The sequence below is a fragment of the Mycobacterium senriense genome (assembly GCF_019668465.1).
GTDB lineage: Bacteria > Actinomycetota > Actinomycetes > Mycobacteriales > Mycobacteriaceae > Mycobacterium > Mycobacterium senriense.
This window is the reverse complement of sequence record NZ_AP024828.1, coordinates 308074-333875: the sequence shown is the minus strand read 5'-3', so window position 1 is coordinate 333875 and position 25802 is coordinate 308074. Positions and strand designations below refer to the sequence as shown.

22 protein-coding genes and 1 tRNA gene are annotated in these 25802 nt (G+C 66.3%); 12 read left to right on the top strand and 11 right to left on the bottom strand.

Going from position 1 to position 25802, the window contains the following annotated elements; translation table 11 throughout:
- Nucleotides 1-22: 22 nt before the first annotated feature.
- Nucleotides 23-1093, top strand: a complete 1071-nt coding sequence (locus MTY59_RS01640; protein WP_221044139.1) for a potassium channel family protein — start codon at nucleotides 23-25, stop codon at nucleotides 1091-1093.
- Entirely contained in the window at nucleotides 1093-2025 is a 933-nt protein-coding gene (nudC, locus tag MTY59_RS01635) for an NAD(+) diphosphatase (RefSeq protein WP_221044138.1), read from the top strand. The genes MTY59_RS01640 and nudC overlap by 1 nt, the downstream gene beginning before the upstream one ends.
- Nucleotides 2026-2032: 7 nt before the next feature.
- Here nudC and mrx1 read toward each other — a convergent pair whose 3' ends face one another.
- Entirely contained in the window at nucleotides 2033-2287 is a 255-nt protein-coding gene (mrx1, locus tag MTY59_RS01630) for a mycoredoxin Mrx1 (RefSeq protein WP_221044137.1), read from the bottom strand.
- A gap of 171 nt (nucleotides 2288-2458) precedes the next feature.
- Between mrx1 and MTY59_RS01625 the strand changes: the two genes are divergently transcribed.
- A complete protein-coding gene (locus tag MTY59_RS01625; protein ID WP_221044136.1) occupies nucleotides 2459-4558 on the top strand; it encodes an ATP-dependent DNA helicase UvrD2 in 2100 nt (699 codons plus the stop codon).
- A gap of 410 nt (nucleotides 4559-4968) precedes the next feature.
- Entirely contained in the window at nucleotides 4969-5241 is a 273-nt protein-coding gene (locus tag MTY59_RS01620; protein ID WP_221044135.1) for a WhiB family transcriptional regulator, read from the top strand.
- Here MTY59_RS01620 and MTY59_RS01615 read toward each other — a convergent pair.
- The 3 genes from MTY59_RS01615 to MTY59_RS01605 all read right to left on the bottom strand — a co-directional run bounded on the left by MTY59_RS01615 (nucleotide 5238) and on the right by MTY59_RS01605 (nucleotide 9002).
- Nucleotides 5238-6587, bottom strand: coding sequence for a macrolide-binding ATPase MABP-1 (locus MTY59_RS01615; protein ID WP_221044134.1), 1350 nt, complete (start codon nucleotides 6585-6587; stop codon nucleotides 5238-5240). The genes MTY59_RS01620 and MTY59_RS01615 overlap by 4 nt on opposite strands.
- Before the next feature lie 123 nt (nucleotides 6588-6710).
- Nucleotides 6711-7577, bottom strand: coding sequence for a cyclodehydratase (locus tag MTY59_RS01610; RefSeq protein ID WP_221044133.1), 867 nt, complete (start codon nucleotides 7575-7577; stop codon nucleotides 6711-6713).
- Nucleotides 7578-7613: 36 nt separating this feature from the next.
- Nucleotides 7614-9002, bottom strand: a complete 1389-nt coding sequence (locus tag MTY59_RS01605; RefSeq protein ID WP_221044132.1) for a zinc-dependent metalloprotease — start codon at nucleotides 9000-9002, stop codon at nucleotides 7614-7616.
- A 104-nt stretch (nucleotides 9003-9106) separates the two neighbouring features.
- Between MTY59_RS01605 and MTY59_RS01600 the strand changes: the two genes are divergently transcribed.
- A complete protein-coding gene (locus MTY59_RS01600; protein WP_221044131.1) occupies nucleotides 9107-10129 on the top strand; it encodes a YlbL family protein in 1023 nt (340 codons plus the stop codon).
- 74 nt (nucleotides 10130-10203) lie between these two features.
- Nucleotides 10204-13185, top strand: a complete 2982-nt coding sequence (locus MTY59_RS01595) for a UPF0182 family protein (RefSeq protein WP_221044130.1) — start codon at nucleotides 10204-10206, stop codon at nucleotides 13183-13185.
- A gap of 2 nt (nucleotides 13186-13187) precedes the next feature.
- Here MTY59_RS01595 and MTY59_RS01590 read toward each other — a convergent pair whose 3' ends face one another.
- Nucleotides 13188-14168: a GlxA family transcriptional regulator gene (locus MTY59_RS01590; RefSeq protein ID WP_221044129.1), complete on the bottom strand. Its 981-nt coding sequence runs from the start codon at nucleotides 14166-14168 to the stop codon at nucleotides 13188-13190.
- Nucleotides 14169-14267: 99 nt separating this feature from the next.
- Between MTY59_RS01590 and MTY59_RS01585 the strand changes: the two genes are divergently transcribed.
- The 4 genes from MTY59_RS01585 (at nucleotide 14268) to MTY59_RS01570 (ending at nucleotide 16370) form a co-directional block, all read left to right on the top strand.
- Nucleotides 14268-14918 (top strand): HD domain-containing protein, encoded by a 651-nt coding sequence (locus tag MTY59_RS01585; protein WP_221044128.1) that lies wholly within the window; start codon nucleotides 14268-14270, stop codon nucleotides 14916-14918.
- A gap of 17 nt (nucleotides 14919-14935) precedes the next feature.
- On the top strand, nucleotides 14936-15640 hold the full coding sequence (locus MTY59_RS01580; RefSeq protein ID WP_221044127.1) for a nitroreductase family protein: 705 nt from the start codon (nucleotides 14936-14938) through the stop codon (nucleotides 15638-15640).
- A 43-nt stretch (nucleotides 15641-15683) separates the two neighbouring features.
- Nucleotides 15684-16220, top strand: a complete 537-nt coding sequence (locus tag MTY59_RS01575; protein ID WP_221044126.1) for a cupin domain-containing protein — start codon at nucleotides 15684-15686, stop codon at nucleotides 16218-16220.
- Between the two features lie 73 nt (nucleotides 16221-16293).
- A tRNA-Met gene (locus tag MTY59_RS01570) sits at nucleotides 16294-16370 on the top strand.
- Between the two features lie 245 nt (nucleotides 16371-16615).
- Here MTY59_RS01570 and MTY59_RS01565 read toward each other — a convergent pair.
- The 5 genes from MTY59_RS01565 to MTY59_RS01545 form a co-directional block, all read right to left on the bottom strand.
- Nucleotides 16616-18973, bottom strand: coding sequence for a DEAD/DEAH box helicase (locus MTY59_RS01565; RefSeq protein ID WP_221044125.1), 2358 nt, complete (start codon nucleotides 18971-18973; stop codon nucleotides 16616-16618).
- 66 nt (nucleotides 18974-19039) lie between these two features.
- Entirely contained in the window at nucleotides 19040-19612 is a 573-nt protein-coding gene (locus MTY59_RS01560; RefSeq protein ID WP_221044124.1) for a PIN domain-containing protein, read from the bottom strand.
- Nucleotides 19613-19626: 14 nt separating this feature from the next.
- Nucleotides 19627-20160: a helix-turn-helix domain-containing protein gene (locus tag MTY59_RS27140; protein ID WP_250160692.1), complete on the bottom strand. Its 534-nt coding sequence runs from the start codon at nucleotides 20158-20160 to the stop codon at nucleotides 19627-19629.
- 379 nt (nucleotides 20161-20539) lie between these two features.
- Entirely contained in the window at nucleotides 20540-21028 is a 489-nt protein-coding gene (locus MTY59_RS01550) for a glutathione peroxidase (RefSeq protein ID WP_221044123.1), read from the bottom strand.
- A 20-nt stretch (nucleotides 21029-21048) separates the two neighbouring features.
- A complete protein-coding gene (locus MTY59_RS01545) occupies nucleotides 21049-21585 on the bottom strand; it encodes a hypothetical protein (RefSeq protein ID WP_221044122.1) in 537 nt (178 codons plus the stop codon).
- Nucleotides 21586-21863: 278 nt separating this feature from the next.
- On the opposite strand from MTY59_RS01545, the gene MTY59_RS01540 reads away from it, so the two are divergent.
- A complete protein-coding gene (locus MTY59_RS01540) occupies nucleotides 21864-23192 on the top strand; it encodes an MCE family protein (protein ID WP_221044121.1) in 1329 nt (442 codons plus the stop codon).
- Nucleotides 23193-23496: 304 nt separating this feature from the next.
- On the top strand, nucleotides 23497-24804 hold the full coding sequence (locus MTY59_RS01535) for an MCE family protein (RefSeq protein ID WP_221044120.1): 1308 nt from the start codon (nucleotides 23497-23499) through the stop codon (nucleotides 24802-24804).
- Nucleotides 24805-24869: 65 nt separating this feature from the next.
- Here MTY59_RS01535 and MTY59_RS01530 read toward each other — a convergent pair whose 3' ends face one another.
- Complete coding sequence (locus tag MTY59_RS01530) at nucleotides 24870-25787, bottom strand: DMT family transporter (RefSeq protein WP_221044119.1); 918 nt, start codon at nucleotides 25785-25787, stop codon at nucleotides 24870-24872.
- Between the last annotated feature and the right edge of the window lie 15 nt (nucleotides 25788-25802).

Genomic DNA, 25802 nt, shown 5'->3' with positions numbered 1-25802 from the left:
GGTAAGCCGATGACGGGCCGCCGTGGGCAACGGTAGGTCCCGAAAGCTGCGCGGTCTGGACGAAACCCTGACGGCTCAGCGCGGCCACCAGCTGATCGGCGTGGTGCGCATCCCCGAGGAGCACGCGAGCCCCATCCGCGTCATAATCCGGCGCCTGGCCGTCGCGCTGGTGGTGCTGTTTGCCGCGGCCGTCATCGTCTACCTGGATCGCAACGGCTACCGCGACGTGCGCAACCAACCGCTGACCTTTTTGGACTGCGTGTACTTCTCCGCGGTGTCCCTGTCGACCACCGGCTACGGCGACATCACGCCGTACACCGAAACCGCGCGTCTGGTGCACACCCTGATCTTCACCGCGCTGCGGATCGCCTTCCTGGCCGTGTTGGTCGGCACCACGCTCGAAGTGCTCTCCGAGCGGTCTCGCCAAGGGTGGAAGATTCAGCGTTGGAGGAGCAGAGTGCGCAACCACACCATCGTGATCGGCTACGGCACCAAGGGGAAGACCGCGGTCGCGGCCATCCTCGGTGACGAGACCGTGCGGACGGACGTCGTCGTCGTCGACACCGATCGCAGCACGCTCGAGCACGCCGAAAGCGCCGGCCTGGTCACCCTGCACGGTGACGCCACCAAGGCTGATGTGCTGCGGCTGGCCGGCGCCCAGCATGCGGCCTCCATCATCGTCGCCACCAGCCGCGACGACACTTCGGTGCTGGTGACGCTGACCGCGCGCGAACTCGCGCCCCACGCCAAGATCGTCGCCTCGATCCGGGAGACCGAGAACCAGCACCTGCTGCAGCAGTCGGGCGCGGACTCGGTGGTGGTGTCCTCGGCCACCGCGGGCCGGCTCCTCGGGCTGGCCACCACCACGCCCAGCGTCGTGGAGATGATCGAGGATCTGCTGACACCCGACGTCGGGCTAGCCATCGCCGAGCGTGAGGTGGAGCAGACCGAGGTCGGCGGATCGCCGCGGCACCTGCGCGACATCGTGCTGGGTGTGGTGCGCGACGGCCATCTGCTGCGCATCGGCGACCCGGAAGTGGATGCCATCGAGGCCAGCGACCGGCTGCTCTACATCCGAAACGCCGACCACTGATGGCGATCGCGGACTTTCAGCTGCGCAGCGTCCCGCTGCTGTCGCGGGTGGGCGCCGACCGCGCCGATCAGCTGCGCACCGACGTCGAGGCCGCCACCGCCGGCTGGGCGGACGCGGCACTGCTGCGGGTGGATTCGCGCAACCAGGTGCTGGTCGCCGACGGCCGGGTGGTGCTCGGCCCCGCCGCCGAAGTGGGCGACAAGCCGCCGTCGGAGGCGGTGTTTCTGGGGCGCCTCGAGGACGGCCGCCACGTCTGGGGCATCCGCGGCGCGCTGCAGGCTCCGGACGACCCGGCCGCGCATGCCGAGGTGGTGAACCTGCGCAGTCTCGGCCCCATCTTCGACGACACCAGCAGCCAGCTGGTGTCCGCGGCCGTCGCGCTGCTGAATTGGCATGAGAAGGCACGCTTCAGCTCGGTGGACGGTTCGCCGACAAGGCCGGCCCGGGCGGGCTGGTCGCGCATCAACCCGGTGACCGGTCACGAGGAGTTCCCGCGTATCGACCCGGCGGTGATCTGCCTCGTCCACGACGGCGGTGACCGCGCGGTGCTGGCCCGCCAGGCGGTGTGGCCGGAGCGGATGTTCTCACTGCTGGCCGGATTCGTCGAGGCCGGTGAGTCTTTCGAGGTGTGCGTCGCCCGGGAGATCCGCGAGGAGATCGGGCTGACCGTCCGCGACGTGCGCTACCTGGGCAGTCAGCCGTGGCCGTTCCCGCGCTCGCTGATGGTCGGCTTCCACGCCGTCGCCGACCCGGCCGAAGAATTCTCGTTCAACGACGGCGAGATCGCCGAGGCGGCGTGGTTCACCCGCGACGAGGTGCGCACTGCGCTGGCGGCCGGGGACTGGTCCAGCTCGTCGGAGTCGAATCTGCTTCTGCCGGGGTCGATCTCGATCGCCCGCGTGATCATCGAATCCTGGGCCGCGATCGACTGACCGGCGCTTAGTTGCCGGCCTCGGCCAGCTTCGCCTTCACCTCGGCGGCGCTCGGATTGGTCAGCGTCGACCCGTCGGCGAATTTCACCGTCGGAACCGTCCTGTTGCCGCCGTTGACCGAGCTGACGAAATCAGCGGCCGCCGCGTCGTGCTCGATGTCGACCGCCTCGTAGGCGATGCCGTTGGACTTGAGCACGGTCATGAGCCGATGGCAGTAGCCACACCAGGACGTGGTGTAGACCGTGAGCGGGGCAGAGGTCATAGTTCGTTAACGTAGCCCGGCGACGATGCGTTCCGCGCTGAGGGTACCGCCCGGCCTCGTAGCGGCGAGCGGGATGGGATCCGCCGACTCGCCGGGGCGACACGCCAAGCTCGCCGATTAAGGCGTGGCGATGCCCCGGGTTTGTCGGCGACCGCTGCCAAGATGGACGCCATGCCGACGGTCGCCGATCCTTTGACAGCCGGGCTGGACGACGAGCAGCGCGAGGCCGTGCTGGCTCCCCGCGGCCCGGTCTGTGTACTCGCCGGCGCCGGAACGGGAAAGACCCGCACCATCACGCACCGGATCGCCCAGCTGATCGCCGGCGGTCACGTCGCGGCCGGTCAGGTGCTGGCCGTCACGTTCACCCAGCGGGCGGCGGGGGAGATGCGCTCGAGGTTGCGGATGATCGATGCCGCCGCGGGCACGGATACGACCGTCGGCGCGGTCTCGGCTCTCACGTTCCACGCGGCCGCCCACCGGCAGCTGCGGTATTTCTGGCCGCGGGTGGTCGGCGACACCGGGTGGCAGCTGCTGGACAGCAAGTTCGCCGTCGTCGCCCGGGCGGCCAGCCGCGCCCGGATCAACGCCAGCACCGACGACGTGCGCGACCTGGCCGGCGAGATCGAGTGGGCCAAAGCGTCGCTGATCGGGCCCGAGGAATACCCGGCCGCGGTGGCAGCCGCCGCGCGCGACATCCCCTTGGACGCCGCACGGGTCGCCACCGTCTACACGGCCTACGAGGCGCTCAAGGCCCGCGGCGACAACCTCACCCTGCTCGACTTCGACGACCTGCTGCTGCACACCGCGGCCGCAATCGAGAACGATCCCGCGGTGGCCGAGGAGTTCCGGGACCGCTACCGCTGCTTTGTCGTCGATGAATACCAGGACGTCACGCCGCTGCAGCAGCGGGTGCTCGCGGCGTGGCTCGGCGATCGGGACGACCTGACGGTGGTGGGCGACGCCAACCAGACCATCTATTCGTTCACCGGGGCCTCGCCGCGGTTCCTGCTCGACTTCTCCCGCCGGTTCCCCGATGCCACCGTGGTGCGCCTGGAGCGCGACTACCGCTCCACCCCGCAGGTTGTGTCGTTGGCCAACCAGGTGATCGCCGCGGCCCGCGGCCGGGTCGCCGGCAGCAAGTTGCACCTGGTGGGTCAGCGGGCGCCCGGTCCGGCGCCGTCCTTTCACGAGCACCCGGACGAACCGGCCGAGGCCGCCGCGGTCGCGGCGTCGATCAAGCGGCTCATCGAATCCGGGACCCCGCCGTCGGAGATCGCGGTGCTCTACCGGGTCAACGCGCAGTCGGAGATCTACGAGGAGGCGTTGACGGACGCCGGGATCGCCTATCAGGTGCGCGGCGGCGAGGGTTTCTTCAACCGCCAGGAGATCAAGCAGGCCCTGCTGGCGCTGCACCGGGCCGCCGAGCGCGGTGCCGAAGGGCCGTTACCCGATGTGGTCCGGGCGATCCTGGAACCGCTGGGGCTGACGGCCGAGGAACCCGTCGGCACCCGCGCCCGGGAGCGCTGGGAGGCGCTGACCGCGCTGGCCGAGCTGGTCGACGACGAGGTGGCGCAGCGTCCGCAGCTGGAACTCCCTGGGCTGGTGGCCGAGCTGCGGACGCGGGCCGACTCGCGGCACCCACCGGTGGTGCAGGGTGTCGCGCTGGCGTCGCTGCACGCCGCCAAGGGACTCGAGTGGGACGCGGTATTTCTGGTCGGCCTGGCCGACGGCACGCTGCCCATCTCGCACGCGTTGGCGCACGGCGCCGAGAGCGAAGCCGTCGAGGAGGAGCGGCGGCTGCTCTACGTCGGAATCACTAGGGCCCGAATACATTTGGAGCTCAGTTGGGCGCTGGCCCGCCGCCCGGGTGGACGCCAGGGCCGCAAGCCGTCGCGCTTCCTCAACGGCATCGCGCCCCAGGCGCGGGCCGACGCGGCGCCGAACAAGTCCCGGCGCAACCGGGGCACCGCGACCCGCTGCCGGATCTGCAACAACAACCTGACCACCCCGGCGGCCATCATGCTTCGGCGCTGCGAGACCTGCGCCGGCGACATCGACGAGGACTTGCTGGTGCGGCTCAAGGCCTGGCGGCTGGACATCGCCAAGGAGCAGAAGGTGCCCGCCTACGTGGTCTTCACCGACAACACGCTGATCGCCATCGCCGAGCTGCGGCCCGGCGACGAGGACGCGCTGATCGCGATTCCGGGCATCGGCGCCCGCAAGCTGGAGCAGTACGGCCCCGACGTGTTGGAACTGGTCCGCGGGCGCTGACCGGTAAACCCGCTGGTCAGAAAATCGGTTGTGGTCACCTGCGGTGACCGTTTACCCTCGAAACCGCAACTCGGCACTACGGAGAAGGAGGGTGGCCACGATGCTCAGCGACGCGTTCGGTGTAGGCGTGGTCCGCGCGACCCTCCCTGTCGTGGCCGCGGGTACCGCCCATGCGGCACACGCCGCCTCGGCGGCCGCGCGTAAGCATCGCGCCGCCGCCGCGACCGACGCGTCCGTAGATGTCGGGGGCCCACCGAAGGCAAGGTAAGCACCAGCCCGGTTTTCTCCCAAATGGCCATGGACCCGAAGTCGCAAGGATCCGTGGCCATAGTTGTAAGGTCGGCACCCACTCGACCTGGTCCGGATCACTGTCAAGGACAGCAACCAGACCAGGAAGTAGGTGGTAGGACATGTCGGCATCGACAGTTCCCAGACACGGCCTGCCGTGTCACGTCGGCGATCCCGACCTGTGGTTCGCCGACACCCCGGCCGATCTTGAGCGGGCCAAGACGCTCTGCACGGGCTGCCCGGTCCGGCGTCAGTGCCTGGCGGCCGCGTTGGAACGCGCCGAACCATGGGGTGTCTGGGGCGGTGAGATCATCGACCGCGGTTCGGTGCTGAGCTTCAAACGGCCCCGCGGCCGTCCCCGCAAGGGGCAGCGGCAAGACGGGGCCGCCGCCTAAGACGAGACGATGGCCTCATCCGGTTCGGCGAAGCCCGGGACCAATTCTTCGGACAGCGCCTTGATCGGCACGTGGGCGTCCAGCTGGCACAGGATCGCGGACACCGACAGGATCACCCGCATCGGGATGACCAGTTTGGGTGGCAGGTCCATCTGCCGGGCCGTGCGGATCTGCGACACCGACCGATCGATCTCGATGGCGGACATCTTCTGCAGCCATTTGCGGGTGTAGTGGAAGACCTCGACCTCGACCGGTTCGACGTACTGGCGCAGCATGTCGTCGATGTCGCGCACCGACACCTGCTGGCCCTTCTGGATGAAGCCGGCCTTCTCCATCGTCGGCAACAGCAGGTCGTAGTTCTTGTCGCGGGCCAGCCGGATACTCATCCCGAGCTCGATCGGCAAGCCGCCGGGTAGCGCGGCGACGGCGCCGAAGTCGATCACACCCATGCGGCCGTCGGGCAGCAGCATGAAGTTGCCCGGGTGGGCGTCACCGTGCAGCATGCCCAGCCGGCGGGGCGCATCGAAGGTGAGCTCGAGCAGCCTGGTTCCCATCAGGTCGCGCTGTTCGGTGGTGCCGTGCCGGATGATCTCGGCCATCGGGGTGCCCTGCATCCACTCCTGGATCACGACTTTCGGCGCGCTGGCCACGATGCGCGGCACCGCGAAGTGCGGGTCGTTCTCGTAGGCCTTGGCGAAGGCGCGCTGGTTCTCGGCCTCCAGCCGATAGTCCAGCTCCATCTCGGTGCGCTCGATCAGCTCGTCGACCACGCCCTCCACGTCGGCGCCGGGCGCGAGCTGCTTGAACACGCCGACCAGGCGCTGCATGGTCTTGAGGTCGGCCCGCAGCGCCTCGTCGGCACCCGGGTACTGGATCTTGACCGCCACCTCGCGGCCGTCGGACCACACTCCCTTGTGCACCTGGCCGATGCTGGCCGAGGCCACCGGGGTGTCGTCGAACGAACTGAACCGTTCGCGCCACTTGGTGCCCAGTTGGGCGTCGAGCACCCGATGTACCTTGGCGGCGGGCAGCGGTGGGGCGTCCTTTTGCAGCTTGGTCAGCGCTTCGCGGTACGGCTCGCCGAACTCCTCGGGAATCGCGGCCTCGAGCACCGAAAGGGCCTGGCCCACCTTCATTGCGCCGCCCTTGAGCTCGCCCAAGACGGTGAACAATTGGTGGGCGGCCTTTTCTAGAAGCTCGGCCTGGACCTCGTCCCTGGACTTTCCGGTTAGCCGTTTACCGAATCCGAGCGCCGCCCGGCCGGCGAATCCGACCGGGATGCTGGCCAGCTTCGCATTGCGCGCAGCACGGCCCCGTTTGATGTCAGCCACGTACCTATCATCCATGATGGCCAGCGCGATGTGGAGAGATGTCGACAACGCACGTTGTCACCTTAATTAACGGGCTGGTCAACGGGACCCGATGCAGAATGTGGCCTTCACTACAGCTCGTCGGATCGCCCGCCCGGGTCAGCACGAGCACAGCGGGTGTTTGGCCCACGGCCGCGTGACGAGCGCGCCGGCGTGCAGGTCGAATTCCAGGGTCGCGTTCAGCGTCGGGGGCGGGGCCGATCCGGCCGCCGCCTCCTGCCCGTGCACGGCCGCGATCACGCGGTTTACCTGGCTGAGCGCCAACGCCGCCGTCGCCAGCACGGTAGCCCGATCGGCGACGCCGACGGTCTCGCGCAGCTGCGCGCAGATGGCCGGCCACGCCGCGTCGCGGTCCCGGCGGTACAGGTCCGCGCAGCCCAGGCAGCTGGTCACGCCGGGGATCACCAGCGGGCCCACCAGCCCGATGCCGTCGCGCACCCGCACCAACAGATGCGCGACGCCCCGGTGGTGCAAATCGCGCACCATGCGCGGGTCGGCGACCAGGAAGTCCGACAACACCACCAGGTCGACGTCGTCGGCCGACACCGCGGCGTGCGGTTGGCTGCTGTGCGCGATCCGGGCACCCGAGCAGCGCAACGTCTCCACCAGCAGCTCGGACAGCGGCCCGCGGCCGTGGATGCGCACGGAGGCCGCCCGGGCGCGCGGCCGACCGCATTCGGTCGCCACCCCGGCATCGACCAATTGGACGACCAGGTTTCGCAGGCCGTCGGCGTCGGTCAGGCCGAAATCGAGCGCGCGACGCTGCAACTCGGAGAGCGGGGTCGGCGACCACATGGTCCTCAAGAGCGTGGCCAGCTCGGCCGCGGCCAGGCCGCCGGGCGGGCGGACGAGCACCGCGCGGCGCGGATCCCAGCCCACCTGGACCGCGCCGTCGGGACGCAGCAGCACCGGCAGCGCCGGATCCAGCGCATAGCTGGCGAGGAGGGCCTGGCACCGCTGAGTCACCGGGCAACTGTGGCACGCCGGCGGCGATGGCTCCGGTCAGTTATCCACAGAACCGGGGCCCGGGTCCTGGGGATCCTGACCCTCACGCTCGAGTTTGGCGATGGCCTCGTCGATTCCGCTGGTGTCGCCGCCGATGACGCGGTCGATGAAACCCGCCGGTTCGTCGAGGTCCTCGGCGTCGGGCAGCAGGTCGGGGTGTTGCCAGATGCCGTCGCGGGCGTCCACTCCGGCGGCCTCCGTCAGGCGCTCCCAGAACGCGGCGGCCTCACGCATCTTGCGGGGTCGCAGCTCCAGCCCGACCAGCGTCGCGAAGGTCTGCTCGGCGGGGCCGCTGCTGGCCCGGCGGCGGCGCATCGTCTCGCCCAGCGCGGCCGCGCCGGGAATCCGGTCGCCCAGCGCGCCGGCGACCACCACCTGCACCCAGCCCTCGATCAGGGCGAGCAGCGTCTCCAGGCGTTCCAGCGCCTGCATCTGCGCGGGCGTCGCCTTGGGCTCGAAAACGCCCTGCCCGAGCAGGTTTTCGATCGCCGCCGGGTCCGACAGCGACGCCGGATTGAAGTCGCGCGCCAGCTCCTCGATCCCGGACATGTCGATCTGCATGCCCCTCGCGTACGCCTCGACGGCGCCCAGCAGCTGACTCGCCAGCCACGGCACGTGGCTGAACAGCCGGTGGTGGGCGGCCTCGCGCGCGGCCAGGAATGTCAGGACTTCGCTGCGCGGCCGCTCCAGTCCGGAGGCGAAAGATTCGACGGCCTCAGGCATTACCGCCGCAATTTCCTTGGGCCCCAATGGTAAACCGATGTCCGTCGACGTCAGCACCTCACGGGACAGTCGGCCCAGCGCCTGCCCGAGCTGCGAGCCGAACGCCATACCGCCCATCTGCGACATCATCTGCAGCAGCGGACCCGCCATGCTCTTGGCCTCTTCGGGCAGCGACGCCGCCCACACCGTCGAAATCTGTTGTGCCATCGGGTCACACAGCCGCTTCCATGTCTCCAGCGTGTGGTCGACCCAGTCGCCGGGAGTCCAGCCCACCGCCTTGGTGGTGCCCGCGGGCAGGGCAGTGGCGCCGTCCAGCCAGGTTTCCGCCAGGTGCACCGCGTCGGCGATCGCCGAGTTGGTGGTGTCCGAGACCGGTGCCACAAAGCCGATCGAATTCGTCGCAACCCGCCGTGCCAATTCGTAATTGACCGGTCCCGAGGCGGTTCCGCCGGGCCCGACAGTGCCCGCGCTGCTGAACATCTGACCCAGTTGCGTGAAGATCTGCCCCAAATCGCCCATGCCGAATTCACCGCTCATGCCGAATGCGGCGAACGGGTCGGACGGGTTCGAGCCCGAATCGGGATCTTTTTTACCTTGCTTGTCGGGGTCGTCTTCAGAGGAGAAGCCGAAAGGCAGGTCAGCCATACCCTCAACGGTACTCACCACAAGGTCAGACGGCGCGACCTCGGGTCAGCTTGTAGCTGAACCCTCCTAACCGAACGTTGTGGCTGAACACCGCGCCGCGGCCGCCGTCTAGTGTGATCGGCGTGAACAGGCGCATCCTGACCCTGATGGTCGCGCTGGTGCCGATCGTCGCGTTCGGCGTGTTGCTGGCGGTGGTGACGGTGCCGTTCGTGTCGCTGGGGCCCGGCCCGACCTTCGACACGCTCGGCGAGGTCGACGGCAAGCAGGTGGTGGCGATCGAAGGCACCCAGACGCACCCGACGACCGGCCACCTCAACATGACCACGGTGTCCCAGCGCGACGACCTGACGCTGGGCGAGGCGCTGACGCTGTGGCTTTCGGACCAGGAACAGCTGGTGCCGCGCGACCTCATCTATCCGCCCGGTAAGTCGCGGGAGGACGTCGACAAGGCCAACAACGCGGACTTCAAACAATCCGAGGACAGCGCGGCCTACGCCGCCCTGGGTTACCTCAAGTACCCGGCGGCGGTGACGGTCGCCAAGGTTCCCGAGCCGGGTCCGTCGGTGGGCAAGCTGAAGGTCGGCGACGCCATCGACGCGGTCAACGGCGTTCCGGTGGCCACCGTCGACGAGTTCACCGGATTGCTGAAGAACACCAAGCCCGGCCAGGTGGTGACGATCGACTATCGCCGCAAGAACGAGCCGGCCGGTGTGGCACAGGTCACGCTGGGCACCAACAAAGACCGCGACTACGGCTTCCTCGGCGTCGCGGTGCTCGACGCGCCGTGGGCGCCGTTCACCGTGGACTTCAACCTGGCCAACGTGGGCGGGCCGTCGGCCGGGTTGATGTTCAGCCTGGCGGTGGTCGACAAATTGACCACCGGCGACCTTGCCAAGTCGAACTTCATCGCGGGCACCGGAACCATTTCGTCCGACGGCAAGGTCGGCCAGATCGGCGGCATCACCCACAAGATGGTCGCCGCGCACGCGGCCGGCGCCACGGTCTTTCTGGTGCCGGCGAAGAACTGCTACGAGGCCAGCTCGGACAATCCGTCCGGCCTGCGGTTGGTCAAGGTCGAGACGCTCGGTCAGGCAGTGGATGCGCTGCACGCGATCGGGTCGGGCGGGCAGCCGCCAAGCTGCTAGCGAACCCCGGCGATCACGGGGAGTGCCATGCGTAGAGTTGTCATCGTCTAGCAATCGATCAGGGAGCGTAGCCAGTGGGGATGCGGCCCACCGCACGGATGCCGAAGCTGACTCGGCGTAGCCGGATTCTGATCCTGATCGCACTGGGTGTGATCGTTCTGCTGCTCGCGGGTCCGCGGCTGATCGACGCCTACGTCGACTGGTTGTGGTTCGGCGAGCTCGGGTATCGCTCGGTCTTTTCCACCGTGCTGGTGACGCGGTTCGTCGTCTTCCTGATCGCCGGGCTGCTGGTGGGCGGCATCGCGTTCGCCGGCCTCGCGGTGGCCTACCGCACCCGCCCGGTGTTCGTGCCGAGCAACGACAACGATCCGGTGGCGCGCTACCGCGCCCTGGTGCTGGCCCGGTTGCGACTGGTGAGCGCCGGGATCCCGGTGGCCATCGGCCTGCTGGCCGGCATCATCGCCCAAAGCTACTGGGTGCGCATCCAACTGTTCCTGCACGGCGGCGACTTCGGCATCAAGGACCCGCAGTTCGGCAAGGACCTCGGCTTCTATGCGTTCGAGCTGCCGTTCTACCGGCTGCTGCTCAGCTACCTGTTTGTCGCGTTGTTCCTCGCGTTCGTGGCCAACCTGTTGGCCCACTACATCTTTGGCGGCATCCGGCTGTCCGGTCGCACGGGTGCGGTGAGCCGTTCGGCGCGCATCCAGCTGGTCACCCTGGTCGGGGTGCTGGTTGTGCTCAAGGCGATTGCGTACTGGCTGGACCGCTATGAGTTGTTGTCGCACACCCGCGGCGGCAAGCCCTTCACCGGGGCCGGCTACACCGACATCAACGCGGTGCTGCCGGCGAAGCTGATCCTGATGGCGATCGCGCTGATCTGCGCGGCCGCGGTGTTCTCCGCGGTCGTGCTCAAGGACTTGAGGATTCCGGCGATCGGGCTGGTCCTGTTGCTGCTGTCGTCGCTGATCGTGGGCGCCGGGTGGCCGTTGATCGTCGAGCAGATCAGCGTCAAACCCAATGCCGCGCAAAAGGAAAGCGAATACATCAGCCGCAGCATCGCCGCGACCCGGCAGGCCTACGGCCTGACCTCGGACCAAGTCACCTACCGCAACTACAACGGCGACGCGCAGGCAACCGCCCAACAGGTCGCCGACGACCGCGCGACCACGTCGAACATCCGGCTGCTCGACCCGACGATCGTCAGCCCGGCGTTCACCCAGTTCCAGCAGGGCAAGAACTTCTACTACTTCCCCGATCAGCTGTCCATCGACCGGTACCAGGACCGCAACGGGGCGTTGCGCGACTACGTCGTGGCGGCGCGTGAGCTCAACCCCGACCGGCTGATCGACAATCAGCGCGACTGGATCAACCGGCACACCGTCTACACCCACGGCAACGGCTTCATCGCGTCGCCGGCCAACACGGTGCGTGGAATCGCCAACGACCCCAACCAGAACGGCGGCTACCCCGAGTTCCTGGTCAACGTCGTCGGCGCCAACGGCGGCGTGGTGTCCGACGGTCCGGCGCCACTCGACCAGCCGCGCGTCTACTTCGGGCCGGTCATCTCCAACACGTCGGCCGACTACGCGATCGTCGGGCGCAACGGCACCGATCGCGAATACGACTACGAGACCAGCAACGAGACCAAGAACTACACCTACACCGGCCTGGGTGGGGTCCCGCTCGGCGACTGGTTGTCGCGCAGCGTGTTCGCCGCGAAATTCGCCGAGCGAAACTTCTTGTTCTCCAACGTGATCGGCTCAAACAGCAAGATCCTGTTCAACCGTGATCCGGCCCGACGGGTGGAGGCGGTGGCGCCGTGGCTGACCACCGACAGCTCGGTGTACCCCGCTATCGTCAACAAGCGACTGGTGTGGATCATCGACGGCTACACCACGCTGGATAACTATCCCTATTCCGAACTCACGTCGCTGGAATCGGCCACCGCGGACTCCAACGAGGTGGCGTTCAACAAGCTGGCGCCCGACAAGCGGGTCTCCTACATCCGCAACTCGGTGAAGGCGACCGTGGACGCCTACGACGGCACCGTCACGCTGTACCAGCAGGACGAGCAGGACCCGGTGCTCAAGGCCTGGATGCAGGTTTTCCCGGGAACCGTGAAGCCCAAGAGCGACATCAGCCCGGAGCTGGCCGAGCACCTGCGCTATCCCGAGGATCTGTTCAAGGTGCAGCGGATGCTGCTGGCGAAATACCACGTCAACGATCCGGTGACGTTCTTCTCCACCTCGGATTTCTGGGACGTGCCGCTGGATCCCAACCCGACGGCCAGCAGCTACCAGCCGCCGTACTACATCGTCGCGAAAAACATTGCGAAGAACGACAATACGGCCTCGTACCAGCTGACCAGCGCGATGAACCGGTTCAAGCGTGACTATCTGGCCGCCTACATCAGCGCCAGCTCCGACCCGGCGACGTACGGCCGGATCACCGTGCTGACCATCCCGGGTCAGGTCAACGGACCGAAGCTGGCCAACAACGCGATTACCACCGATCCGGCGGTGTCGCAGGACCTCGGCGTGATCGGGCGCGACAACCAGAACCGGATCCGGTGGGGCAACCTGCTCACCCTGCCGGTGGGGCAGGGCGGGCTGCTCTACGTCGAACCCGTGTATGCCTCCCCGGGGGCCAGCGATGCGGCGTCGTCCTACCCGCGGCTGATTCGGGTGGCGATGATGTACAACGACAAGATCGGGTACGGCCCCACCGTGCGTGACGCGCTGACCGGGCTGTTTGGGCCTGGCGCGGGTGCGGCCGCGACGAACATCCAGCCCACCGAGTCCGGGACACCCGTGGCGAGTCCGCCGGCCAGCGCGCCGGCGCCCGCCGTGACGCCCGGGTCGGCGCCGCAGGTGGCCGCACCGCCGGCGCCCGACGGGGCCGTGACGCTGTCACCCGCCAAATCGGCTGCCCTGCAAGAGATTCAGGCGGCACTTGGCGCGGCGAAAGACGCGCAGAAGAAGGGCGACTTCGCCGGCTACGGTGCCGCGTTGCAGCGCCTGGATGACGCGATCACCAAGTACAACAACACGAAGTAGGTTCAGGCGTAGGCGGTTCGGAACCTGTCCCGATAGGCTTTCGGGCTGATGCCCAGGTGATTGACGAACACCCGTCGCAGCGTTTCGATGCTTCCGAAGCCGGCCATGCCCGCCGTCTCGGAGACCGACCGGCCGGATTCCAGCGCGTTACGGGCGAAATCGATCCGAACCAATTCGACGTAACGTGCCGGGCTCATCCCGAGCTCGGACTGAAACAGCCGGGTCAGCTGGCGGGTGCTCAAAGATGCCAGGGCCGCAAGCTTTTTCACGCTGTAGTCGGCGCCGGGGTCGGCCGCGATCGCATCGGTGACCGGGCGCAGCGGCGACTGTGGCGTGGGATCGGCCTCGAGCAACACCGAGAATTGTGATTGGCCTCCCGCGCGTTTGAGATAGACGACCAGCCAGCGGGCCACGTCGCGGACCAGTTCTGTGCCGTAATCCATTTCGACCAACGCCAGCGCCAGGTCGATGCCCGACGAAATGCCGGCCGAGGTGAAGATGTCGCCGTCGCGGACGAAGATCGCGTCCGGTTCGACGGTGATAGCTGGGAACGCCCGCGCCAATAACCGGGTGTCGTGCCAGTGCGTGGTGGCGCGCCGGCCGTTGAGCACGCCGGCCTGCGCGAGGACGAACGACCCCGTGCAGATGGACGCCAGGCGCCGGGTCCGTGAAGACATTGATCGGACGGCCTCGACCAGGGCGGGGTCGATGGGTCGCCCCGGCAGGTCGTCGCTGCCGGCGACCATGACGGTATCGGCGGAGTCGATCGCCGAAATGCTGTCGGTGACGCCCAATCGGGCCCCGATCGAGCTGGTTACGTCGCGCCCGTCCACCGACGCGATCTTGACCTGGTAGTCGGCGCCGAAGCGGTTGGCCTCGGCGAACACCTCACCCGCCCCCGCGACGTCCAGCAACGTCACCCCGTCGAAAACGACGATCACCACCACCCGCGAACGCGCTCCGGCTGTAGCCACGCAAGCCATTCTGTCGCTTTATGAGGACTTGACGGCCCGAATGGCCGGGGTCGATTCGTCCGCGCCGCCGCACACTCGTAGCAACAGTCACTTGGAGGAGACGAGAACATGACCACCAGCTCAATCGACACCGTCGCCGGAATCGACGTGCCCGACTCCGCGCTGGCGCGGGAGGCCACCGAGTTCATCCGCGACACCGAGGACGAGTTGCTCTTCAACCACTCCCGTCGGGTGTTCTTCTTCGGCGCGCTGCAGGGCCAGCGCCGGGGTTTGAAGCCGGATGCGGAGTTGCTCTACGTCGGTGCGATGTTCCACGACCTCGGCCTGACCGAGCGCTACCGCGACTCGCAGGTCCGCTTCGAGGTCGACGGCGCCGACGCCGCACGCGACTTCCTCACGGCCCGCGGCGTCGACGAGGCCGACGCCGCCAAGGTGTGGCTGGGCATCGCGTTGCACACCACCCCCGGCGTGCCGGACTTCCTTGCTCCCGAGGTCGCCCTGTTGCAGGCCGGTGTGGAAGTCGACGTGGTGGGCGTCGGGCGCGAGCAGTTGGCCCCCGAAGCGCTGGCCGCGGTGACCGCCGCCCACCCGCGCCCGCAGTTCAAGCAGCGCATCCTGGCCGCGTTCAACGACGGCATGAAGCACCGCCCGCGGACCACCGACGGCACCATGAACGCCGACGTGCTGGCGCACTTCGAGCCCACTTTCGAGCGCGTCGACTTCGTCGACAAGATCCTGCACAACAGCTGGCCCGATTAACGGAAGGGAGCAGAAAAATGGAGATTCACGAGGCCCTCTACACCACCAGGATGATGCGGCGGTTGCGGCCGGATCCGATCCCGCTGGAAACGCAGGCCCGCATCCTGGACGCGGCCGTCCGCGCCCCGAATGGCGGCAACACCCAGCGCTGGCACTTTGTGGCCGTTGACGATCCGGAACTCATCCGCGAGTTCGGTCAACTTTTCCGGCAGGCCCGCGCCCTGGAATACGAGAAGTTCAACACGGGGACGGGCCCGATGGTGGCGACCGCGCCCGGTGCCGACCCGGCCGCACACGCGGAGACGATGCGCCGAATGAAAGGCTCGGGGGATTACCTGGCTGACCACTTCGAAGAGATCCCCCTGTTGCTGTTCGTCTTCTCCATCGACGACTACGGCGGCGCCAACATCTACCCGGCGATCTGGAGTGCACTGCTCGCCGCCCGGGCCGAGGGCGTCGGCGGCGTCATGACGATGGTGCTCCGCAATTTCGAGGACAAGGTGAACGAGCTACTGGGCGTCCCTGCCGAGCAGGGCTGGAAGATGTCGGCCATGCTCACCCTCGGTTACCCGCGGGGCAAGTGGGGTGTCGCGGCCAATCGCCATCCCGTGCACCAGGTTTCATCCCGGAACGGGTGGGCCAAGCCGTTCGGTGTCGAAGTGCCGCAGCCGCTGTGGCCGCCCCACGACGACATGGCGCCGGGTCTGGCCGCGACGGGATGATTAGGCCTTGCGGCGCAAGGGATTTGCGAGGAAGGTATCTGATATGAGCGGTCAAGACCCGATCGGTGTCACGGTGGTTCAGCCGGGGGAGGGCGACGTCGTCGCCCTCCCGGGCTTCGGGGCGGTGTTCAAGTTGTCCGGCAAGACCAACGGCGGCGAGGTGTCCATCGTTGAGCACCCGTTCGCGGTCGGCCTGCTCACCGTGGCGCACCGGCACACCCGCGAGGACGAGCATTCGATAGTGCTGGCCGGCGAGATCGGGTTCCGCTCCGACGACAGCGAAGTGGTGTTGGGTCCCGGCGGCTACATCACCAAGCCCCACGGCCAGATGCATGCGATGTGGAACGCCGGCAGCGAGCCGGGCCGCATCGTCGAGATCATCACCCCGGGCGGGTTCGAGAACTACTTCCGCGAATTGGGCGAGCTGCTCGTCGAGCATGCCGACGACGCGTCGGGCACGCCGCTGCACGAGTTGCCCGAGTTCGGTGAGCTCGCCGACAAATACGGGCTGACGTACGGGTCGCCGGAGTGGATGGACGACATCGCGCGGCAGTACGGGCTGAACCCGCCGTCGCACTGAGATTTGAGTTCATGCCCGCTGACAGGGCGATTTGGTCGCGGTGAGACCGGTTCGGTAACCTGGCATTCACCAACGCGGGGTGGAGCAGCTCGGTAGCTCGCTGGGCTCATAACCCAGAGGTCGCAGGTTCGAATCCTGTCCCCGCTACCAGGTAAAACGGCCCCCGGAGATCACTCCGGGGGCCGTTTTCATGCCCCTTGTGAACGGATTTGTGAACATTGGCCTTTGCTGACCATCGTTGAGCGCCCTCGAATCGTCCAGGTAACGCCCGACACAGGTGAGTTTTGGGCTACCGATCAAGGTTGCTACATCGGCCCAGAAGTCCGCGGAAGGGTGTCAATGGCGACGAATGATCCTGTGATCGCTGGGTCGCCTGCCCTACTGGCCGGCGACGCTTATCGGACCAGTTTTCTGGGGTCTGGGAAGCCCAGTTTGGTGTAGCCGGGTGCGCGTTTTCGTAGTGATGAGGCGATTACTGGGGTGAGTTCATCGTGATAGTCGTGCACGGTTGCGGTGGTCTTGGTGGGGTGGGGTCGGATGATGCGCCCGACGTATTGGACGAGTCGGTTCTTGAAGGTGATTGGGGCGGCGAGGAACAGCGTGTCCAGGGCAGGGCAGTCGAATCCCTCGCCGATGAACGAGCTGGTGCCGACGATTAGCAAGGGCTCGGTATCGGCGGTGTGGTTGGCGAGTTGTTCGGAGACCTCGCGGCGTTGGCGCGCCTTCATTTGGCCGCTCAGCACGACGACTGACTTACCAGCATTGCGGAGTCGTTCGGCAATCTCGTTGAGGTGGTCGACCCACGTGGTGAGTACGAGGATGTTGGCACCGTCAGTGTGAGCGGCAAGGACGTCGGCAACGATCTGTGTGAGCCGAGCTTCATCGGCGATCAGTGCTCGGTAGATCTCAGCCATTCCGCCCGGGGCGCTCGGGTCGGCCTGCCCGGTATAGCGGAACTTGGTGGGATGCAGGCAGAGGACGGGGTGCGGTGCGAGCAGGTCGGTATCCGCTGAGGGAAGCTGGCCGGCAGCTGGCCCTTCGATGGTTACGTGATGTGATCCGAGTTGGTGGTAGATGAGGTCTTCAAGCCCGTCACGGCGCTCGGGTGTGGCGGTGAGTCCCAGCCAGTATCGGGCGGGTATTCGATTGAGAATGTGGAAGAAGGCGCTTGCGGCGATGTGGTGGCATTCGTCGACGATAACGAAACCGTAGTTAGCGGTGAGCTCTTCGATGTTGTCGCGGCGGGCCAGTGTGGGTAGCAGTGCGACGTCAATGACGCCGGTGGTCTTGGATCGCCCACCTCCGATCTGTCCGCACTTGAATCCGAGGTGCTTGTGCAACCGGTCACGCCATTGGTCCGCCAGGGCTTTGCGGTCGACCAGGATGAGTGTCGACGTGGCACGGGAAGCGATGGCGGCGCAGGCGATTACCGTCTTGCCGGAGCCGGGAGGTGCGATCAGCACGCTTGCATCTTCGTCAACGAGTTGGCGGGAGGCGCCGGCCTGCTCGCTCCTGAGCGCGGTTAGGCACCTGAATTCGTGACTCTCGCCGCGGGCTCGCTCGTCGGCGATGTGCAACGTACTGCCGGCTGAATCAATCAGTTCCACCAGAAGTGTGTACAGCCCGCGCGGCAGGACGAGGTCGCCGTCGGAGGTCTCGTCGTAGCTGTAGAGAAAGCGCGGAGTGTCCCAAGTGCTGCGTCGAGCGCGCTGGCGGGCATCGAACTCGGGATTGCGGATTGAGGCAGCATGTTTGACGGCTGCGATCATAGCTGGACCTAAATCGTTGGCGGTCAGGGTAAGTCGGGATGTGAAAGTCGCCCGGACGATCGCTGCGGGCCTCGGCACGATTTTCGACGAGGTGGGTAACTGCAGTCTGCGCACACGGTGGCCGAATTGCGGATCGGGCAGACTGCGAGCGAGTGTGCCCACTTCCTTATGCGACAGCCGCGCGATACTCGACAGGTAGGCCCATTGGTCGTCGAAGGGTTCCAGCGTGGCGGGGTCGAGGAATAGTGTTGTGCCGTGTTGGCGGCGTTTGCCGTTGAGCGGTGCCGCGATGAGGTTTCCCATGCCGCGGCCAGTGTGGACATCTTGGGAGGGAAACAGTCGGTCATAGCTGCTGAGGTGCATGCTGCCGCGGAGTTGGAAGGCCTCGCCCAGCAGGCTGGTCGCGATACCGCGCGCAGTTGCCGCCGACGTGGCTTGGGCGAAGAAGATCCAAACATGCGCACCCCGCCCCGACTGCGACACCTCCAACGCAGCTGGAACTTGGTAGGCCCGTGCGGCTTTCATATAGGCCAGTGCGTCGAGCATTGCGGCCTGTTTGTCGAAGTCTGCCGTGACCCACCAACATGTGTCATCGTCGCCCAGCGGATATAGGCCGATATGAACGTCGCCGCGTAGGTGTTGTCCGATGACGTCGGGGGTCAAAGGAAGATACGGGGCGTCGGCGCGGTTCATGCCCTTGCGCCAGTAGCCGCGAATGGCCGGCATCCAACCGGATCGACCGTCGCGGCGGTTCTCCCAACGCAGCGCGTAAACGTCGGAGCGACATCGAAACAAATCGAAGAAGAAGCGGACCTTGTCTTCGGGCGCCGATCTCATGTTGACCGGCGATTCCGGTGCTCCGGTCAGGGTGGCTTGATCTGGATCCGCCGCCCGGGCCTGCTCTTCGCTCAGTTTGAGAAGTCGATGCAAGCGCATATTGTCGGCACGCAACGTCTCCAGCTCGCCCGGGAATCGCTCCTCCACAACCACAGTCTGCCGATGCTTGCACCAGCGATGCAGGCTGATGGGGTGGCCGCCTCGACAAGACGCTCAGGTGACGGCGCGGATGAGCTCGACCGCTTCGGTCATCTGGTATCGCTGAACGAGCCGGCTCAAGATTTCCTCGTTCGTCAGCGGTGGGGCGGAGTACCTGGAGGCCATTGTCTGGACAGCCCGCAGCGCGTCGTCTGGTGAAACCGATACGGTGTCTGCAGCAAATTCAGCGGGGGATAGGACCTTGATGTGCGAGGGAATCTTCGTAATCGGGAAGTCCCTTAGGTTGAGGGTGATGATGGCGCCTGCTCCGCCCACAACCGCAGCGGCAAGTACGTGCTCGTCATCCGGATCGGGCAAACCGAAGGCACCATCATGGGGTTCCCAATTTTCGACCAGAGCGTCGTCGAAAGCGGTTGTCATCTGGTCAATCAGGTGACGCGCCCGAGCGGCTGCGGTAGCGGGTTGTTCTCCTCGACTCATCAGCTTTTGTGTCTCGGTGTATTCGAGCTCGCCCAGGATCGCGGTTGACCACAGTGGTCGATAGAGTCCTTCGATGGCGAGCGAAAGCAAGAAGTCGCGCTGCAAGCTCGGCCATAGCACCGAGGTATCGAGTAGGGCGGCGAACATCGCCGCCCATCGTGTCAGCTCGGCTGGGCCGATTTCTTTCGGCGCGCCGCCACAACGCGGCGGGCTTCGCGTAGTTGCTTTCGGATCGTCTCCGCGTCGTCATCGCGTTCGATGTCGGCGGTCGCCGCCAATGCGTCGTATTGACGCTTGCGGCGCTCCTCGCGATAAGACAGCACATCATCGAGCAGAAGCCGATGCCGGTTGCCGATTCGTTCGGCAGGCAGCACGTTGTCATTGATCAGCCGCACAATCGTCGGGCGACTCACGCCGAGAAGGTCGGCCGCCTGCTGTGTGGTTAGCGTCATGGTTTGCGGCGCTACGGTCACTGCTTTGCCCGCATGAAGTGCTGCCACTACCTTCGTCAAGGCTTCGTGGACCGCCCCAGGCAGCTCGATGCGGTCGTGCTCGTCGACACCGACCAGTGCATAACTGGGAGAAGCCGCTGCGCCATGACGGCGCTCGTGAGCCGCCAGGAACCCGACGACCGGTGCGAGGTCCTCGGGATGCTCCGAGAGGAAGGTCGCGGTCTGGACCGCTTCGGCACTCACCGGAAGATCACCACCTATTCGCACGAAGCGAAACTGTTTTCTGAACGTTCGAATACTATCTCATATGACAGCGCGAGTCCACCACTTCATCCAGCAGTCACGTCTCGCTGTCTGTCAACTCGATTACTGCCGAGGCCCAGTTGTCGGCGACAATTGTGAACGGATTTGTGAACGAAACGCCGCGTAATGACCGTGATCGTGTGAGACGCGCCGTGATGGCTGGGACGGGCGGTTGATCGTGACCTGCACGTTTGAGACCCGGGAGGCCATGCGAGACCGGAACCGGTTGGCTCATAACCCAGAGGTCGCAGGTTCGAATCCTGTCCCCGCTACCAGGTAAAACGGCCCCCGGAGATCACTCCGGGGGCCGTTTTCATGCCTAGCGCGGCAGCACGGTCTCGATGGCGCTGATCACCTCGGGGGCGTCGGGCTCGGTACGGGGCCGGAACCGCTGAACGACCTCGCCGCCGGGCGCGAGCAGGAACTTCTCGAAGTTCCACTGGATGTCGCCGGCCTGGCCGTCGGCATCGGCGGCCTTGGTCAGCTCGGCATACAGCGGGTGGCGGTCGTCACCGTTGACGTCGGTCTTCGCCAACAGCGGGAACGTCACCCCGTAGGTCGTCGAGCAGAACTCCTGGATCTCATCGGCCGTGCCCGGCTCCTGGCCCATGAACTGGTTGCAGGGGACGCCGACAACGGTCAGCCCGCGGTCGGCGTAATCCTTAGCCAGCTTCTCCAGCGCGGTGTACTGCGGAGTCAGCCCGCATTTGGAAGCGACGTTGACGACGAGCGTTGCGCCGTCGGACAATTCGGCCAGCGTGGTCGATCGGCCGTCGAGGGTGGTCAGGGCGATGTTTTTGAGGGTCACGCCCACGACGCTAACGCAACTCAGAGCCAGCCGGTGCGGGCGGCGGCGACCGGCTCGGCGGGGGCCGGGGCCAATTCGCCGTCGCGCACGCCGTCGAGCAACCGTTTCACCGCCGCGACGATCTCCGGGGCCGCCGCCGAGAGTCCGGCGGTGTCGGCTTCGCTGACCTCGTCGGCGTCTACGCCGGCGCGGGCCAGGATGGCGGCCGGGTCGGCCAGCTGCTCGGCCAGCCAGGCCAGCGGGTCGGCCGACAGCTCCGGAACGAAGTGCCGGCGACTTGGTTCCCAACCGTTAAACCGCGGATGATGATGAGCCCGGTCCAGCGTCCCGGGCGGGCTGTCCGTGGAGCCGAACAGGTCCACCCGCCACACCGGGCGGGTGAAGGCGATCGGGACGCCGGCGTAGATCGAGCCCTGGGGCGCCGCCCGGTCGACGAGGCGCAGTTCCAGCCTGACGCCCCGCTCCGGGGTTTCCTGACCATCGAGCGGGGAAGGGTCGATGAAGTACATGTCCCCGACGACCACGCCCAGGGATTCGAATCCGAACGCTGCGAGCATCGCGCACCTTTCCTCGGTCCTTCACGAGCCTAGACCCGGCGTATCGGGGATCGCCGTCACCGATATGCCGGCGACTTCCGGCAGGATTGTGAATTACCTCTCGTTGCGGCCAGAGGCACCGATCTTTGTGAACGGTGGTTCGCACAAGCGAGGCCGTCGCGGTACATTTCATTGGTCTTCGTTAGTGCATGAGTGCGGAGCTCCTGGCAAACGCAGGGGGTGATTCGCCGCGGTTCCCGGGGGAGGCCTCGGCGCGGACGTGAGGGGCAGCGGCGGTCTTGTCGACACAATCAGGTCCCGGCTCACCCGTTCAGATCAACTCGCAACGAACTCCACCGTTCAAGTGGATCGCCGTCGCAGTGCTGGTTGTGTGCGCGCTGATTCTGGCCTTGGTGTACGGGCAATTCCGGGGTGCCTTCACGGAAAAGACGCGGCTGACCATGCTGGCGGCGCGGGCGGGGTTGGTGATGGATCCGGGTTCGAAGGTGACTTATAACGGGGTGGAGATCGGCCGGGTGGGGTCGATTTCGGAGACGGTGCGTGACGGCAAGCCGGCGGCGAAGTTCATCCTGGAGGTGTATCCGCGGTATCTGGCGTTGATTCCGTCGAATGTGAATGCCGATATCAAGGCGACGACGGTGTTCGGTGGTAAGTATGTGTCGTTGACGACGCCGGCTAACCCGTCGCCGCAGAAGATCTCGACGCACACGGTGATCGACGCGCGGTCGGTGACCACCGAGATCAACACGCTGTTTCAGACGATCACGTCGATCGCGGAGAAGGTGGATCCGGTCAAGCTGAATTTGACGTTGAGCGCGGCGGCGCAGTCGTTGTCTGGCCTGGGGGAGAAGTTCGGTCAGTCGGTGACCAATGCGAATGCGTTGCTTGATGACGTGAATCCGCAGATGCCGCAGGCGCGCAAGGACATTCAGCGGTTGGCCGCGCTGGGCGATACGTATGCGAACGCGTCGCCGGATCTGTTCGACTTTTTGAACAATGCGGTGATCACCTCGCGCACTATCAATGCCCAGCAGAAGGATCTGGATCAGGCGTTGTTGTCGGCGGCCGGGTTCGGCAACACCGGCGCGGAGTTGTTCAACAAGGGCGGGCCGTACCTGGCGCGCGGCGCCGCCGACCTGGTGCCCTCGGCGCAGCTGCTGGACACCTACAGCCCGGAAATCTATTGCATGCTGCACAACTACCACGACATCGTGCCCATTACCGGTGCGTCCGAGGGCGGGTTCAACGGCTACTCGTTGAACATGGACACCGAGGTCACGTCGGGACTGGGTCTGATCGCGAACCCACTGTCGCTGGCCGCCATCGCCGCGCTCACGTTGGGACTCGGCGGAGCGGCGGGTCTGGTCGGCGGCGCGCCCAACCCCTACACCTATCCGGAGAACCTGCCGCGGGTGAACGCGCGCGGCGGCCCCGGCGGCGCCCCGGGATGCTGGCAGCCGATTACCCGCGACCTGTGGCCCGCACCGGAGTTGGTGATGGACTCCGGCAACAGCCTTGCGCCCTACAACCACCTGGACACCGGATCACCGTATGCGATCGAATACGTCTGGGGCCGCCAGGTCGGCGACAACACCATCAACCCGTAGCTCCCGCTTGACGCGCGAAAGCTCTGCCAGGCAACGTCATTCGCTTGCTGACATCAGCGGTCAACCGTCACCAGCGGGAACCGTTATTCGAAAGATGATGTTGTGCGCTCGCCGAATTGACTGTTGCTTTGTTTGTGCCACGGCGTCGCGGTACATTTCATTGATCTCATTGCATGTGTGTACAGGCAGGCGCTGGGTGGCGGCGGCACCGAGATGAGGACAGGGTTGGCAACCGTGGGTTATCTGGACAACCACCCGTATAGGTGGCTGCCTCTGATGATCTTCGGGCGCAAGCCGTAGCGCCATGGAGGGTTCACCCGTTCAGATCAACGACTCGCGCGAGCCGCCTTACAAGGTGATCACCTTCATCGTGGCCGCGGTGCTCGCGGTGATCTTCACCCTGGTCTACATCCAGTTCCGGGGTGCCTTCACCCCCAAGACGCAGTTGACCATGCTGGCGGCGCGGGCCGGGTTGGTGATGGATCCGGGTTCGAAGGTGACTTATAACGGGGTGGAGATCGGCCGGGTGGGGTCGATTTCGGAGACGGTGCGTGATGGGAAGCCGGCGGCGAAGTTCACGTTGGAGGTGTATCCGCGGTATCTGGCGTTGATTCCGTCGAATGTGAATGCCGATATCAAGGCGACGACGGTGTTCGGTGGTAAGTATGTGTCGTTGACGACGCCGGCTAACCCGTCGCCGCAGAAGATCTCGACGCACACGGTGATCGATGCGCGATCGGTGACCACCGAGATCAACACGCTGTTTCAGACGATCACGTCGATCGCGGAGAAGGTGGATCCGGTCAAGCTGAATTTGACGTTGAGCGCGGCGGCGCAGTCGTTGACGGGGTTGGGGGAGAAGTTCGGTCAGTCGGTGACCAATGCGAATGCGTTGCTTGATGACGTGAATCCGCAGATGCCGCAGGCGCGCAAGGACATTCAGCGGTTGGCCGCGCTGGGCGATACGTATGCGAACGCGTCGCCGGATCTGTTCGACTTTTTGAACAATGCGGTGATCACCTCGCGCACCATCAATGCCCAGCAGAAGGATCTGGATCAGGCGTTGTTGTCGGCGGCCGGGTTCGGCAACACCGGCGCGGAGTTGTTCAACAAGGGCGGCCCGTACCTGGCGCGCGGCGCCGCCGACCTGGTGCCGACGGCGCAACTGCTGGACACCTACAGCCCGGAAATCTATTGCCTTATGCGCAGCGAACACGATGCGCTGCCCGCCACCGGCGCGGCCGAGGGCGGATTCAACGGCTACTCGTTGAACATGGACACCGAGGTGCTCTCCGGGCTGGGGCTGATCGCGAACCCGGTGTCCGCGGTGCCCGTCATCGCGTCGCTGGTGGGTGGCATCGCCGGGGTGGTCGGCGGCGCGCCCAACCCCTACACCTATCCGGAGAACCTGCCGCGGGTGAACGCGCGCGGCGGCCCCGGCGGCGCCCCGGGATGCTGGCAGAAGATCACCCGCGACCTGTGGCCCGCACCCGAGCTGATCATGGACACCGGCAACAGCATCGCCCCCTACAACCACCTGGACACCGGATCGCCGTATGCGATCGAATACGTCTGGGGCCGCCAGGTCGGCGACAACACCATCAACCCGTAGCGGCGTGCGCCCGCCGACCCCGTGTGGTGAAAACGCTTACCGGGCAAGGTGAATGCGTCGGCCGCTCAGGCTTGGGAGGCGGCCTTCGGCCTGGCGCTGGCCTTCACGTCACGCCCCGCCCCGGCCGACATGGAGGCCGCCTCGCCGCGAGCCAAGCCGACCGTCGCAACGATCACCACGACGAGCGTCACCGCGAGGACAACCCACTCCCAGCCGCCGGCTTCCAACGTCTCGGCGAGCACGATGATGCCGAGGATCCCACCGACCACGGGCTTCGCCACGATGATCGTCGGCAGCGAGGCGGTGAGCGCGCCGGCTCGATAGGCCGATTGGTGATAGATCATTCCGGCGACCCCGCAAAACACCAGCGCGTACAGCTCGAAGGTTTGCCACACGTGGCCGGGCTGGTGTTCCAGGATGTCGACGACACCCTTCATCAGGACCGCGAACACCGCCAACAAGGTGCCCGCCACCGCCGCCAGCAGCAGCGCAGCGACCGGGCGATCCGACCAGATGCGCGCGCCCAGCAAACCCAGTAGCAACAGGGGGCCGATCACCACGGCCACCACGATCCACGTGTGCAGCGGCGCCCGCTGCTGGCCGCCGGTCGGGTCGCCGACCGCGATGAGTACGGCCAGCGCCACCGCCAGCACCAGCGCCCAGCTCCACTCCCGCCGGGTGATGCGGTTACCGGTCATCCGCGAGTAGATCGGCAGCGCGAACAGAAGCGCCGTCACCTGCAACGACATCACCAGCAAAACCGAGCCTTTGTCCAGCGCGGCGGCCAGCAGCACATAGCTGCCGATGTCGCCCAAACCGCCCAGCCACCAACGCTTGTCGCGCAGCAGCATGCCGAACAACGTCAGGTGGCCCACCCGTTTGTCGGTGACCTCCTGTGCGGAACGTTGCCGCACCACGTTGCCGATCGCGGACGCCAGCGCGGCGCAGAGGGCGAGAACGGCCGCCAGATTCGCGTCCGACATGGCATTACCTCCTCG

Bases quoted from the DNA above. Each gene is read 5' to 3' on its own strand.
- nudC (WP_221044138.1), top strand. From the start codon at position 1,093: ATGGCGATCGCGGACTTTCAGCTGCGCAGCGTCCCGCTGCTGTCGCGG.
- mrx1 (WP_221044137.1), bottom strand. From the start codon at position 2,287: ATGACCTCTGCCCCGCTCACGGTCTACACCACGTCCTGGTGTGGCTAC.
- MTY59_RS01625 (WP_221044136.1), top strand. From the start codon at position 2,459: ATGCCGACGGTCGCCGATCCTTTGACAGCCGGGCTGGACGACGAGCAG.
- MTY59_RS01620 (WP_221044135.1), top strand. From the start codon at position 4,969: ATGTCGGCATCGACAGTTCCCAGACACGGCCTGCCGTGTCACGTCGGC.
- MTY59_RS01615 (WP_221044134.1), bottom strand. From the start codon at position 6,587: ATGGATGATAGGTACGTGGCTGACATCAAACGGGGCCGTGCTGCGCGC.
- MTY59_RS01590 (WP_221044129.1), bottom strand. From the start codon at position 14,168: ATGGCTTGCGTGGCTACAGCCGGAGCGCGTTCGCGGGTGGTGGTGATC.
- MTY59_RS01585 (WP_221044128.1), top strand. From the start codon at position 14,268: ATGACCACCAGCTCAATCGACACCGTCGCCGGAATCGACGTGCCCGAC.
- MTY59_RS01580 (WP_221044127.1), top strand. From the start codon at position 14,936: ATGGAGATTCACGAGGCCCTCTACACCACCAGGATGATGCGGCGGTTG.
- MTY59_RS01575 (WP_221044126.1), top strand. From the start codon at position 15,684: ATGAGCGGTCAAGACCCGATCGGTGTCACGGTGGTTCAGCCGGGGGAG.
- MTY59_RS01560 (WP_221044124.1), bottom strand. From the start codon at position 19,612: ATGTTCGCCGCCCTACTCGATACCTCGGTGCTATGGCCGAGCTTGCAG.
- MTY59_RS01545 (WP_221044122.1), bottom strand. From the start codon at position 21,585: ATGCTCGCAGCGTTCGGATTCGAATCCCTGGGCGTGGTCGTCGGGGAC.
- MTY59_RS01535 (WP_221044120.1), top strand. From the start codon at position 23,497: ATGGAGGGTTCACCCGTTCAGATCAACGACTCGCGCGAGCCGCCTTAC.
- MTY59_RS01530 (WP_221044119.1), bottom strand. From the start codon at position 25,787: ATGTCGGACGCGAATCTGGCGGCCGTTCTCGCCCTCTGCGCCGCGCTG.